The 12,211-nt window shown below is 71.8% G+C and carries 12 protein-coding genes and 1 pseudogene; 9 read left to right on the plus strand and 4 right to left on the minus strand.

Going from position 1 to position 12,211, the window contains the following annotated elements; genetic code table 11:
• Positions 1-11 precede the first annotated feature (11 nt).
• Positions 12-1,286, plus strand: coding sequence for a VWA domain-containing protein (locus ACIOHP_RS27520; protein WP_401891683.1), 1,275 nt, complete (start codon positions 12-14; stop codon positions 1,284-1,286).
• A complete protein-coding gene (locus ACIOHP_RS27525) occupies positions 1,286-2,089 on the plus strand; it encodes a hypothetical protein (protein WP_401891684.1) in 804 nt (267 codons plus the stop codon). Before ACIOHP_RS27520 ends, ACIOHP_RS27525 begins: the two co-directional genes overlap by 1 nt.
• A 67-nt stretch (positions 2,090-2,156) precedes the next feature.
• On the opposite strand, the gene ACIOHP_RS27530 is transcribed toward ACIOHP_RS27525, so the two are convergent.
• A complete protein-coding gene (locus ACIOHP_RS27530; RefSeq protein ID WP_401891686.1) occupies positions 2,157-2,795 on the minus strand; it encodes a winged helix-turn-helix transcriptional regulator in 639 nt (212 codons plus the stop codon).
• Positions 2,796-2,882: 87 nt separating this feature from the next.
• Between ACIOHP_RS27530 and ACIOHP_RS27535 the strand changes: the two genes are divergently transcribed.
• From ACIOHP_RS27535 to ACIOHP_RS27550, 4 genes are all read left to right on the plus strand, one after another.
• The gene (locus ACIOHP_RS27535; RefSeq protein ID WP_401891687.1) at positions 2,883-4,091 is read left to right on the plus strand and encodes a pyridoxal phosphate-dependent aminotransferase; all 1,209 of its coding nucleotides are present in this window, start codon (positions 2,883-2,885) and stop codon (positions 4,089-4,091) included.
• 66 nt (positions 4,092-4,157) lie between these two features.
• Positions 4,158-5,312: a serine hydrolase domain-containing protein gene (locus ACIOHP_RS27540; protein WP_401891688.1), complete on the plus strand. Its 1,155-nt coding sequence runs from the start codon at positions 4,158-4,160 to the stop codon at positions 5,310-5,312.
• 32 nt (positions 5,313-5,344) lie between these two features.
• Positions 5,345-5,956 (plus strand): histidine phosphatase family protein, encoded by a 612-nt coding sequence (locus ACIOHP_RS27545; RefSeq protein WP_327720206.1) that lies wholly within the window; start codon positions 5,345-5,347, stop codon positions 5,954-5,956.
• Between the two features lie 70 nt (positions 5,957-6,026).
• Complete coding sequence (locus tag ACIOHP_RS27550) at positions 6,027-6,659, plus strand: hypothetical protein (RefSeq protein WP_401891690.1); 633 nt, start codon at positions 6,027-6,029, stop codon at positions 6,657-6,659.
• A 104-nt stretch (positions 6,660-6,763) separates the two neighbouring features.
• Here ACIOHP_RS27550 and ACIOHP_RS27555 read toward each other — a convergent pair whose 3' ends face one another.
• Entirely contained in the window at positions 6,764-7,165 is a 402-nt protein-coding gene (locus ACIOHP_RS27555; RefSeq protein WP_361541453.1) for a helix-turn-helix domain-containing protein, read from the minus strand.
• Between the two features lie 92 nt (positions 7,166-7,257).
• On the opposite strand from ACIOHP_RS27555, the gene ACIOHP_RS27560 reads away from it, so the two are divergent.
• A complete protein-coding gene (locus tag ACIOHP_RS27560) occupies positions 7,258-8,694 on the plus strand; it encodes an MFS transporter (RefSeq protein WP_401891693.1) in 1,437 nt (478 codons plus the stop codon).
• Positions 8,695-8,808: 114 nt separating this feature from the next.
• On the opposite strand, the gene ACIOHP_RS27565 is transcribed toward ACIOHP_RS27560, so the two are convergent.
• A complete protein-coding gene (locus ACIOHP_RS27565) occupies positions 8,809-9,663 on the minus strand; it encodes an SDR family oxidoreductase (protein ID WP_401891695.1) in 855 nt (284 codons plus the stop codon).
• A 94-nt stretch (positions 9,664-9,757) separates the two neighbouring features.
• On the opposite strand from ACIOHP_RS27565, the gene ACIOHP_RS27570 reads away from it, so the two are divergent.
• Together ACIOHP_RS27570 and ACIOHP_RS27575 are read left to right on the plus strand one after the other, a co-directional pair.
• The gene (locus ACIOHP_RS27570) at positions 9,758-10,549 is read left to right on the plus strand and encodes a helix-turn-helix domain-containing protein (protein WP_401891696.1); all 792 of its coding nucleotides are present in this window, start codon (positions 9,758-9,760) and stop codon (positions 10,547-10,549) included.
• An 8-nt stretch (positions 10,550-10,557) separates the two neighbouring features.
• Positions 10,558-10,656 (plus strand): annotated as a pseudogene (locus ACIOHP_RS27575) (chitosanase); the annotation flags it as partial.
• On the opposite strand, the gene ACIOHP_RS27580 reads toward ACIOHP_RS27575, so the two are convergent.
• Positions 10,653-12,020 carry a nucleobase:cation symporter-2 family protein gene (locus ACIOHP_RS27580; RefSeq protein ID WP_401891698.1) on the minus strand — a complete coding sequence of 456 codons (1,368 nt, stop codon included), beginning with the start codon at positions 12,018-12,020 and terminating at the stop codon, positions 10,653-10,655. The pseudogene ACIOHP_RS27575 and the gene ACIOHP_RS27580 overlap by 4 nt on opposite strands.
• Positions 12,021-12,211 lie beyond the last annotated feature (191 nt).

Here is a 12,211-nt window from a genome sequence, read left to right on the forward strand (position 1 = left end):
AGGATCCGCCGATGATCACACGTAAACGGCTGGCGGCAGGAGTGTGCACCCTGCTCGCCGCCCTCACGGCCGGGATCGCCCTCCCGACCGGGGCGGCCGCCGGCGAACCCACGGGCGGGACCGCTCCCCAGGTCGACCTCGTCCTCGACGTGAGCGGCTCCATGCGGACGGCGGACATCGACGGCGGCACCCGGATGGCCGCGGCGAAGCAGGCCTTCAACGAGGTGCTGGACGCGACGCCCGAGGAGGTCCAGCTCGGCATCCGGACCCTCGGCGCCAACTACCCCGGCGACAACCAGAAGACGGGCTGCAAGGACACCGCGCAGCTGTATCCGGTCAGCACGCTGGACCGTACCGAGGCCAAGACGGCGGTGGCGACCCTCTCCCCCACCGGCTGGACGCCGATCGGTCCCGCGCTGCTGAAGGCGGCCGGCGACTTCACCGAGGGCGCCGGTTCCAAGCGGATCGTCCTGATCAGCGACGGCGAGGACACCTGCGCCCCGCTCGACCCGTGCGAGGTGGCCCGCGAGATCGCCGCCAAGGGCATCGGTCTGACCATCGACACGCTCGGCCTGGTCCCGAACACCAAGATGCGGCAGCAGTTGAGCTGCATCGCGGAGGCGACGGGCGGGACGTACACCTCGGTGGAGCACACCGAGGAACTCACCGACAAGGTCAACCAGTTGGTGGACCGGGCGGCCGACCCGGTGGTGACGCCGGTGGCCACCGAGGGCGCCGCCGAGTGCGCGAAGGCGCCCACGCTGAAGTCCGGGCTCTACACGGACCGCGAGGAGTTCGGGCAGGAGCGCTGGTACCGCGTGGAGGTCTTCAACGGACAGGAGCTGCGGGCCTCGGTGAGTGTGGCGGCCGACCGGGCCGTGAACCCCGCCCACGGGGCACTGCTGCGGGCCGTCACCGTGCACGGACGTGAGATCGTGCGCGGCGAGGCCGCGGGCAACGGACGCACGGACGTCATCTCCACCGGGCTGCGCTACCCGAAGCCCGAGCGGGACGACGACGACAGCGACAAGCCGGCACCCGAAGTCGTCTGCCTCCAGGTCACCCACTCCTTCTCGGCCGCCTCCGGTGTGAAGACCACGCCCGGTCTGCCGCTCGAACTGACCGTGGACGTCGTGGACGCGCCCTCGGCCGCCGACGACGTGGCCTCGTTCGGTCTCGGACGTGGCTGGTGGCTGCTCGGCGTACTGATCCTCACCGGCTTCCTCGCCGGTGTGCTCTGGGGCTGGCTGTCGCGCTGGCGGTTCGCGGTCTGGAGGACCAACTGATGAGGATCACACGCGTGCTGGGCGCCGCGGCGCTCATGCTCGGGCTGGCGGTCTCCCCCGCGGCGGCCGACTCGTCGCCCTCCCCCTCGGCCTCCGCCGACGACTCCGCCCCCACCTCGGCCGGTACGTCGTTCCGCACGGCGACCGAGATCGAGCAGGGGCAGCAGGCCACGGCGAGCGGCTCCACCGGTGACTACCAGTACTGGTCGTTCCCCGCGGACGCCGGACAGCGCCCCACCGTGAAGGCGACGGTGAAGCTGCCGAAGACGCATGCCGCGCAGACCTGGCAGGTCGACGTGTACGACGGACTGCGCCGCCGCCAGGCCTGCCAGTACGGCGCGCAGACCCGCACCGCCGCGGCGGACGCGGGCTCCGTGGAGCTGGCCTGTGTGCTGCGCACGGTCCGCGCCTGGTCGGAGCCGTGGGCGAACGACCCGCTGCCGGGCACGTACTACATCCGGCTGACGGCCGTCGGCCTCGCCACGGCCGACCTCGGCCAGCCGGTCGACGCCTCGGTGCAGGCCGACTCCAAGGACATCGGCGGCGCGGCGGCGGTGGACGGCTCACTGGCCGAGCCGCTGGTGCCGGGCATCGCGGTCACGTCCGCGTCCGACGAGGAGACCTCGGAGTCGTCGGCCGTGCTGTCCGCCATCGAGCCCGAGGACGGCTGGTCCTCGGGCTGGTGGTCCGACCGCTGGGTGTGGACCGTGCTGGGCGGTGTGCTGGCCGCGCTCGCGGGGGTCGGCGGATACACCCTGACGCGCGGGGCGGGACGCCCGCGGCAGGTGCCGCCGGGCGCCTGACGGGACATCGAAAGGTTCTGCGAGAAGGCCCGCTGCTCAGTGCGGCGGGCCTTCTCGCATGCCTGTCTCATGCCTCCCGCAGGGCCTTCGCGAGCGCTCCGTCGCCGGTCACTTCGATACGTCCGTCCCGGACCGCGTCGGTCACGCTCACCTCTCCGCGACTGATGGCCGTACAGGTCGCCGTGTCCAGGACGAGCCGCGCGTCGGGCTCCCCGGGCGCGGGCCCGTCGCCGTAGACCGGCCCGTCCTCGGCGCCGACGTTCAGATGGAAGTGCCCTTCCTCCAGCCGGACTTCGACGAGCCCCTCGCCGTCCCCCCGGTCCCGCAGGGCTCGCAGCATCGGCAGCGCGAACCAGTGTGCCCGCACCGCGTCCGTCGGCCGCAGCTCTCCGAGTTCCGCCTCGCCCCACGCGCCCAGCGCCTGGAGCACGGGCAGCAACTCCCGTCCCCGGCTCGTGAGTTCGTAGACGTTCGCCGCACCGGGCGGCGGCAGCCGGCGCCGGGTGGCCAGTCCGTCGCGCTCCATGTCCTTCAGCCGCGAGGCGAGTACGTCCGTGCTGACGCCCGGCAGATCCGCGTGCAGGTCCGAGTAGCGGCGCGGGCCTGCGAGCAGCTCGCGGACGATCAGCAGGGTCCAGCGGTCGCCGACGGTGTCGAGCGCACGCGCGGCGGAGCAGTACTGGTCGTAGCTTCGGCGAGGTGACATGCGACGCAGTCTAGACAAGTCGTTGGACTTTCCAAGCGGCTACTTGGTAAAACCAAGCAACACAAGAAACCGGAAAGGCAGCAGCGCATGGAGTTCCGGCAGTCCAGCAAGCTCAGCGAGGTCTGTTACGAGATCCGCGGCCCGGTGATCGAGCACGCGAACGCGCTGGAGGAGGCAGGGCACAGCGTGCTGCGCCTCAACACCGGCAACCCGGCGCTCTTCGGTTTCGAGGCGCCGGAGGAGATCGTCCAGGACATGATCCGGATGCTCCCCCAGGCGCACGGCTACACGGACTCCAAGGGCGTCCTCTCCGCCCGCCGCGCGGTCGCGCAGCGCTACCAGACCCTGGGCCTGGAGATCGACGTCGACGACGTCTTCCTCGGCAACGGCGTCTCCGAGCTGATCTCGATGGCCGTGCAGGCGCTCATCGAGGACGGCGACCAAGTCCTCATCCCCGCCCCGGACTTCCCGCTCTGGACGGCGGTCACCACCCTCGCCGGCGGCAAGGCGGTCCACTATCTGTGCGACGAACAGGCCGACTGGTACCCGGACCTGGCCGACATGGAGTCGAAGATCACGGACCGCACACGGGCCGTCGTGATCATCAACCCCAACAACCCCACGGGCTCGGTCTATCCGAAGGAGATCGTCGAGGGCATCCTCGACCTCGCCCGCCGGCACGGCCTGATGGTCTTCGCCGACGAGATCTACGACCAGATCCTCTACGACGACGCCGTGCACCACTCGGCCGCGGCCCTCGCCCCCGACCTGGTCGTGCTGACCTTCTGCGGTCTGTCCAAGACGTACCGCGTGGCCGGCTTCCGCTCGGGCTGGCTGGTGATCACGGGCCCCAAGCAGCACGCCAAGGACTATCTGGAGGGCCTGACCATGCTGGCCTCCATGCGGCTGTGCGCCAACGCCCCCGCCCAGTACGCCATCCAGGCCGCGCTCGGCGGCCGCCAGTCCATCCGCGAGCTGACCGTGCCGGGCGGGCGGCTGTACGAACAGCGCAACGTGGCCTGGGAGAAGCTCAACGAGATCCCCGGGGTGTCGTGCGTGAAGCCGCAGGGCTCGCTGTACGCGTTCCCGCGGCTCGACCCCAAGGTGTACAAGATCCACGACGACGAGACGTTCGTCCTGGACCTGCTGCTGCGGGAGAAGATCCAGGTCGTCCAGGGCACCGGCTTCAACTGGCCTACCCCCGACCACTTCCGCATCCTGACGCTCCCTCACGCCGACGACCTGGAGGCGGCGATCGGGCGGATCGGGCGGTTCCTGAGCGGCTACCGGCAGTAGGGAATGCCGGACACCCGCTTCCTGTTGATCGACTCCATACGGGACCGACGACTGGGGGGAAGCGGGATGTCGTACGACGTGCAGGGCACCGTGGCCGACGGCTTCGAGGGCGTGCGCGAGGAGTTCGCCGCCTTCGTCGCCGAGGAGGCGCACGACCCGGGCGCACAGCTGGCGGCGTACGCGGGCGGCCGGCAGGTGGTCGACCTGTGGGCCGGGGAGGACATCAGCGGCTCCTCGCTGACCAGCCTGTATTCCATCACCAAGGGTGCCGCACACCTCGTGGTCGCCCTGCTGGTCCAGGACGGCGTGCTCGACCTGGACCGTGAAGTGGCCGCCTACTGGCCCGAGTTCGGGGCGGAAGGAAAGGAACGGCTCACACTGCGGGAGCTGTTGGAGCACCGTTCGGGTGTCGTCGGCGTGGACGGCGGGTTCACCGCCGAGGAGCTGGCCGACGACCGGCTGAGCGCCGCGCGGCTCGCCGGGCAGAAACCGCTGTGGGAGCCGGGGACGGCCTATGGCTACCACGGCTTCGTGATCGGCGCGCTCACCGGAGAAGTGGTGCGGCGGGTCACCGGGCGGACGGTCCAGGAACTGTACGAGGAGCGGATCCGGGCGCCGTACGGGATCGACTTCCACCTCGGGCTGCCCGAGGAACTGGAGGCGCGGTGGCGGGAGGTGCTGCCGCTTGATCCTACGGAGGAGCAGCTGGAGGCACTCCTGGAGCGGGCTCCGGCGCCCGACAGCATCCGGGGCGTCTCCTTCAACATGAACGCGCCCGAGCCGACCGACCTGGTGGCCTTCGGCAACAGCCGTACCGTGCGCGCCCTCGGGCCCGCCTCCTCGGGCGGGGTGGGCAACGCGCGCGGGGTGGCCCGGATGTACGCCGCCGCGATCGGCACGGTGGACGGGCGGGCGCCGCTGCTCACCCGGGAGACGGTCGCCGCGTTCGGGGGCCGGCGGACACCGGGGACGGATCTGGTCACCGGGCAGTCGGGCCACTTCGGGCTCGGGTTCGAGTATCTGACCAGGCTGTACCCGTTCCTCGACGAGCACACGATCGGGCACAGCGGCGCGACGGGCTCGCTCGGCTTCGCCGACCCGGCGAGCGGGGTGGCGTACGCCTATACGCGGCGCCGTTTCGCGTTCCCGTCCGGCGAGGGCGCCTCCCCCGAGAACGGCCGTCTGGCCGAGTCCGTCGTGCGGGCCGCCCACGCCGCATGACACCGTGCTGACAGGCATGGCAGGAGGACGGCGTGGGTGACCTGTTTCTCGTCCGGCACGGTGAGACCGAGTGGTCGCGGTCCGGACGGCACACCGGATGGACGGACGTACCGCTGACCGAGCGCGGGCGGGCGGAAGCACGCGGCCTGGTGCCGCTGATCCGCTCGCACCGCATCGGCGCGGCCTTCGTCAGCCCCCTGCAGCGGGCCCGCGAGACGGCCGAGCTCATCGGGGTGCCCGACGCCCGGGTCGACGTCGACCTGCGGGAGTGGGACTACGGCGGCTACGAGGGGATCACCACCGTCGAGATCCAGCGCACCCGGCCGGACTGGTTCCTGTTCACGGACGGGGTCGCACCGGGGCCGCCGGACCGTCCCGGGGAGACACCGGAACAGGTCGGCGAGCGGGCCGACCGGGTCCTGGCGAAGGTGGACGCGGCCCTCGCCAACACCGAGGGCGTGGTGCTGCTGGTCGCCCACGGGCACTTCCTGCGGGTGCTCACGGCACGGCGGCTCGGGTTGCCGGCGGCGCAGGGGGCGCTGTTCCAGCTGGCGACGGGGACGGTGTGCCGACTGGGCACGGAGCATGGGCGGCCGGTGGTGGCGGGGTGGAATGTCAGACCCGATGTCAGACCCCCGTCGTAGTCTTCGAGTGGGTTGACCGCCGGACGGTGATCGCCTGTCTGATCGGCCTGCCGACGGGGAGGAGCACGCCGTGACACGACCGCCGACCGCCGCACAGCGGCGTGTCATCGACGGCGCCGATCCCGTCACCGGACGGCTCAGGGGTACGGAGGCCCAGCTCGCGGCCCTGGTGAAGCACGGGCTCGCGTTCCGGCACCCCCGGCCCCCGCACGACCACTTCCTGACGCCGGCCGGGCACCGGATCCGCGAAGCCGAACCGGCGGCGCCCGCACCGGAGCCCGAGGCGCCCTCGGCCGCCGGGGTGTTCGCCGCGCGTATCGGCGGCGAGGAGGACCCGCCGGCCGCCGGTGCGGCACGGGTGCGGGAGGTGCACAGCGCCTGGCAGGGGCTGTTGGAGCTGCGCCGGATGACGAACCCGGACGGGGCCACGGACCGGCCCTGCGGCTGGGAGCGCACGCATCTGGTGCAGGCCGCCGCCCTCGCTCTGGAGGCGGCCGGGCACCGTCCGGCGACCGGAGAGGGCGCCGGGGGATACCGGGTGCGCGTGACGCCGCAGCCCGAGGCGGTCGCCGTGCGCGAGCCGGACGCCGCCGCGCTCAGGGCCTGCGCGGCCACCCTGGAGGGGGCGGGCTGGCAGGTCGGCGAGTACACCGAGCCGCGGACCAGAGCCCGGTACCTGCTGGCCTCCCCGCGCCGGGTGTAGGGCACCGCGAGGAGCGGACACCGCGCGCTCCGGGCGGGCCTGTACCCGGCGATCCGGGCTGCACGGTGTCGCCGACGCAGGCACTCGCCACACCGTAGGAAGGCCTAGGCGTCGACCAGCTCCGGCTGGTGCTCGGTGTCGTAGGCGGCCCTCGACTCGGCGATGTAGACCCTGTTGCGCTCGGCCCAGTCGGTCAGGCGCTGCAGGGTCTCGTGCAACTCCCGGGCCGCCGTCGTGAGTTCGTACTCGACCTTGGGCGGGACCGTCGGGTGCACGGTACGGGTCACGAGCCCGTCGCGCTCCAGGTTGCGCAGCGTCAGGGTCAGCATGCGGCGGCTGATGCCCTCGATGCTGCGCTCCAACTCGGTGAAGCGGATGGGTCCGTGGGCGGCGGCCACCAGGATCTGGACGCTCCATTTGCCGGAGACCCTGTCAAGAACTTCGCGGACGGGGCAGGCGTGCGCGTTCACTGCCTGGACGGTAACACCGGTGTTCCTCTGGGACATCGGACTGCCTCCTTACGGCCGGCCTCCATGGTCACCCACGATGAACCCCGTTACAAGTCGTGCACCAAGGGAAGACCGGAGGCAACGCCGCCATGACGGCCATCATCGAGTCCCGTAGCCGGACACCGCACCGAACACCGCGAACGTACTCCCGCTGGGCCTCCCTTGTCGTCCTGTGCGCGGGGACGCTGATGACGGTCCTGGACGGCAACATCGTCACGGTCGCCATGCCGGCCATCCAGAGCGACCTCGGCTTCTCGGCCTCGGGCCTGGCGTGGGTCGTCAACGCCTATCTCATCGCCTTCGGCGGGCTGTTGCTGCTCGCCGGCCGGCTCGGTGATCTCGTGGGCCGCAAGCGGATGTTCACCGCGGGGCTCGCCGTGTTCACCGCGGCGTCCGTGCTGTGCGGGGTGGCGACCGGCCAGGGTGTGCTGATCGCGGCCCGTGCCCTGCAGGGCGTGGGCGGGGCGATGACCTCGGCCGTGGTCCTCGGCATGCTGGTCGCCCTCTTCCCCGACCCACGCGAACAGGCCCGTGCCATCGCGGTGTTCAGCGCGGTCGGCGCCGGCGGCGCTTCCCTCGGCACGTTCCTGGGCGGGGCGCTGACCGAGGTCCTGAACTGGCACTGGATCTTCCTGATCAACCTTCCCATCGGCATCGTCGCCCTGCTGGCGGCGTCCCGTGTCCTGGCCCCGGACAGCGGGGAGGGGCTCGGCAAGGGCGCCGACTATCCCGGCGCGACGCTGGTCACGGGCGCCCTGATGCTCACGGTCTACGTCATCGTCGGCGCCGGTGACCGCGAACCGACCGTCACGCTCCTGCTGGCCGCCCTCGCCGTCGCGCTCTTCGTGGCGTTCACCGTCCGCCAGGCGCGGACCGCCCGTCCGCTGCTGCGGCTGCGGCTGTTCCGCTCCCGGATGCTGAGCGGTGCGAACGCCGTGCAGATCCTGATGATCGCCACCATGTACGGCTTCCAGTTCATCGCCGCGCTCTACCTCCAACGGGTCCTGGGCTACGGCGAGTTGGCCACCGGCACGGCGTTCCTGCCGGCGCCGATCGTGATCGGGGCGCTGATGCTCGGCCTGTCGGCGCGGACCATCGGACGGTTCGGCGCGTACCGGGTGCTGCTCGCCGGGCTCGTCCTCATCGTCGCCGGCATGGGCCTGCTGAGCCGGGCACCCGTCGACGGCCGTTACGTCACCGACGTACTCCCGTCGCTGCTCCTGCTCGGCGCCGGGTTCGCCGCGGCGATGCCCGCGCTGACCGGGCTGGCCATGTCGGGGGCGCGGGAGGAGGACGCGGGGCTGGCGTCCGGACTGTTCAACACCACGCAGGTGGTGGGTGGTTCGCTGGGGCTGGCGGTGCTGTCGGTACTGGCGGCGAGCCGGACGGAGGGGCTGGTCGACGGCGGTGCGGGGCGCCTCGCGGCGACGGCCGAGGGGTATCAGCTGGCCTTCGGGGTGGGGACGGGGATCGCGGTGGTGGCGCTGGGGCTGGCGGCGGGGGTACTGCGGCCGGGGCGGAAGTGAGCCAACCCGCGGGCCGGTGGGGGCTGATCGCGCAGTTCCCCGCGCCCCTCAGGGGGCGCGGTTCCGCGGCCGGGGTCGGTGGCGGGCCCCGCTGTCCGCCACCGCCCCATCCTGTCACCCTGCTGCGAACGTCTGCCTGTGGTCCTCCGCCCACTCCCTGTACGTACGCGCCGACCGCTCCAGCACCTCCGGCACGTCCTCCGTGACGACCGCGTTGCCGCCCGCGCGCACGAAGGCCGTACCCGCCAGGATGCCCGCGGACTGCGCCTCGTCGAAGCCCCACGCGGTGAGCAGGTGGTCGCGGGTCTCCTCCGGCGAGAGATCCCGGGTCGTGACCGGCCGGCCGAGGACCGAGGCGAGCACCGCGGCCTGCTCGGGGACGCTGATCGCCTCGGGGCCGGTCAGGGTGTACGTCCGCCCCGCGTGCCCGCCGTCGACGAGGATCCGCGCCGCGACCTCGGACACGTCTCGCGGATCGATCACCCCGGACAGTCCGTCACCGGTCATGTTCGGCACCGGCTCGCCCTGCCCGACGGCCTGCGCCCAGCTCAGCGTGTTGGAGGCGAAGGACGAAGGGCGCAGGATCGTCCACTCGGCGCCGCTGTCCCGCACCGCCTGCTCCCCGGGCACATGCCACTCCCCGGACGGACCGACCTCGGGATCGCCCGTCCCGATCGCGGAGAGCTTCACCAGCCGGTGGACGCCCGCCGCGGCCGCGGCCTCCACCAGCACCTGGTCGTGCCGCGAGCCCGGACCGGGGGCGCCCAGCAGGAACGCGGCCGTCACACCCGCCGTCGCGCCCTCCAGGGAGCCGGGGTCGAGGTAGTCCCCGCGTACCACCTCCACCCCCGGCGGCATCTGGGCCTTCGCCGGGTCGCGGGTCAGGGCGCGGACCTTCTCGCCGCGCGCCGCGAGCTGTCGTACGAGTTCACTGCCGATGGTGCCCGTGGCACCGGTAACGAGGATCATGTCCCCACCGTGCGCCGGACGGGGGCTCCGGCTCTTGGAAATTCCGGCACGGTTCGCCCGCCCTCCGCGCCGTGCGCTCGTCTACGGTGAAGGGGTGACGAACTCCCGCACCGAGCAGGCCCTTGCGCTGCCTGAGGCCCTGCGTCCCTGGATCACCGGGATCAGCACCGTGGCCGCCGTCGGCCCGCCCGAGGAGTCGTTCGTCCATCTCCCGGACGTCGGCACGAAGATCGTCGTACGCGTGGGAGTGACCGGGCACCGTGACGTCATCGCCGTCGGTCCCCGGGTCCGGGCTTCGTACCACGACGGCAAGGCCCTGGCCTCCTGTCTGGAGATGCGCCTGGCACCCGGAACGGCCCGTCCCCTGCTGGGAGTTCCGGCGGTCGAACTGGTGGGGAAGGTCGTTCCGCTGGACGAACTGCCGGGCAGTACGGCCCGCGCACTCGGCCGTGACCTGCGATGGCTGGCCCCCGAGCAGACGGCGGCCCATCTGGCGGACGTGCTGCCGGAGCGGCTCACGAGGACGTCCGACCGCGCCGAGCTGGTGCGGGCCGGGGTCGACGCGATGTCGGTGCGGATCGGCCGCGCCCCCGGGCAGGTCAGCCAGGTGGCCCGCGAACTGGCCGTCAGCGAACGCCAGTTGCGCAACCTCTTCGCGGAGGGCGTGGGCCTGTCCCCCAAGCACTACGCCCGCATCAACCGTGTGCACGCGGTTCTCACCCACGCCACGACGGCGCCCTGGGCCGAAGTCGCCACCGCCACGGGCTACTACGACCAGTCGCACATGACGTCCGACTTCCGCGCCCTGATGGGCGTCCCGCCCCGCTCGTACTTCACCGGCCGGCTCCCCGCGGCGACCCCGTGCCAGGCGAACCCGCGCCCCTGAAGCCGTAGGTCGAGACCGCCCGACGGATCTTTCTCCGGAAGGGCGATCTCGACCTGGACACACCGCTCAAGCGGAAGGTGTATGGGGGCAGTTGCGCGATCGGCTAGTGCGCCGCCGCGATCTCCTCGCCGGCTTCCATCGGGTGCGTGACGTCCTGCGCGTCGTGCTGCCTGCCGAGGTGGTTGAAAACCAGGTTGAGCACCACCGCGGCCACGCAGCCCGTCGAGATCCCCGAGTCGAGGACGATCTTCGCCGTCTCGGGGAACGCGTGGTAGAACTCCGGCGCCGTGATCGGGATGATCCCGACGGCCAGCGAGACGGCCACGATCAGGACGTTGTTGTCCTTGTCCAGACCGGCCCGGACCAGGGTCTGGATGCCGCTCGCCGCGACCGATCCGAACAGGACCACGCCCGCGCCGCCGAGCACCGGACGGGGTACGACGGCGATGAGCGAGGCGGCCATCGGGCACAGGCCCATCAGCACCAGGAAGGCGCCGCCGGTGGCGACCACGTACCGGCTGCGGATCTTCGTCATCGCGACGAGGCCGATGTTCTGGGCGAAGGCGCTGCACATGAAGCCGTTGAAGAGCGGGCTGATCGCCGAGCCGAGGGTGTCGGCGCGCAGGCCCGCCGCGATGGTCCTCTCGTCGGCCGGACGGTCGACGATCTCGCCCAGCGCCAGCATGTCGGCGGTCGATTCGGTCATCGAGACCACCATCACCACGATCATCGACACGATCGCGGCGGCCTGGAACTGCGGGGCGCCGAAGTGGAACGGCGTCGGGAAACCGACCACGTCCGCGTCCGCGACCGGGCCGAAGTCGGTGACTCCGAAGGGGATCGCGACCAGGGTGCCGATCACCAGGCCGAGCAGGATAGCGATCTGCTTGACGAACCCGCGGGTGAAGCGGCGCAGGAGGAGCACGATCACCAGCGTCGCGCCCGCCAGGCCCAGATAGGTCGTCGAACCGTAGTCGTCGGCGGCGGGGTTCGGCCCTTGCGCCCAGCCGAAGGCCACCGGCAGCAGGGACACGCCTATGAGTGTGATGACCGTCCCCGTGACGACCGGCGGGAAGAACCGGACCGCCTTGCTGAAGAAGGGGGCTGCCATGAAGCCCAGGACACCGGCGACGATGACCGCGCCGAAGATGACCGGCAGGGCGTCGGACTTGTCGTCGGTGGACGCGACGATCGCGGTCATCGGCGCGACGCCGGCGAAGGTGACGCCGTTGACGAAGGGGAGCCGGGCGCCGATCTTCCATATCCCGAGGGTCTGGAGGAACGTGGCGAGGCCCGCGGTGAACAGGCAGGCGCCGGTCAGGAAGGTGAGTTCGGTGCCGGACAGGCCGATGGCCGCGCCGACGATCAGGGGCGGGGCGACGACTCCCGCGTACATGGCGGCCACGTGTTGGAGGCCGGTGGTGGCCATTTTGAGTGCGGGGAGCTTCTCGTCGACGGGGTGAGCGGTCACTGCGGTTCCTCCGGGTCAGCTAACACGTCGGCTCTGACGTGGGTTTCTTGGAGGTGGTGCGCGGTCGTGCGGGACCGGAGGACGGGGGCGTGCAAGAGTGCGGAGACCGTTCCGGGGCGCGCGCGTGTGGCGCACGCCCCGGACACGGCCGCCATGAACCCCGCTCGGGTTCACGGCTGCCGGCCAGGAGC

This window comes from Streptomyces sp. NPDC087859 (genome assembly GCF_044742595.1).
GTDB classification, from domain to species: domain Bacteria; phylum Actinomycetota; class Actinomycetes; order Streptomycetales; family Streptomycetaceae; genus Streptomyces; species Streptomyces canus_F.

Excerpts from the sequence above, each read along its gene's own strand:
- ACIOHP_RS27520 (WP_401891683.1), top strand. The coding sequence starts at position 12 with ATGATCACACGTAAACGGCTGGCGGCAGGAGTGTGCACCCTGCTCGCC.
- ACIOHP_RS27525 (WP_401891684.1), top strand. The coding sequence starts at position 1,286 with ATGAGGATCACACGCGTGCTGGGCGCCGCGGCGCTCATGCTCGGGCTG.
- ACIOHP_RS27530 (WP_401891686.1), bottom strand. The coding sequence starts at position 2,795 with ATGTCACCTCGCCGAAGCTACGACCAGTACTGCTCCGCCGCGCGTGCG.
- ACIOHP_RS27535 (WP_401891687.1), top strand. The coding sequence starts at position 2,883 with ATGGAGTTCCGGCAGTCCAGCAAGCTCAGCGAGGTCTGTTACGAGATC.
- ACIOHP_RS27540 (WP_401891688.1), top strand. The coding sequence starts at position 4,158 with ATGTCGTACGACGTGCAGGGCACCGTGGCCGACGGCTTCGAGGGCGTG.
- ACIOHP_RS27555 (WP_361541453.1), bottom strand. The coding sequence starts at position 7,165 with ATGTCCCAGAGGAACACCGGTGTTACCGTCCAGGCAGTGAACGCGCAC.
- ACIOHP_RS27560 (WP_401891693.1), top strand. The coding sequence starts at position 7,258 with ATGACGGCCATCATCGAGTCCCGTAGCCGGACACCGCACCGAACACCG.
- ACIOHP_RS27565 (WP_401891695.1), bottom strand. The coding sequence starts at position 9,663 with ATGATCCTCGTTACCGGTGCCACGGGCACCATCGGCAGTGAACTCGTA.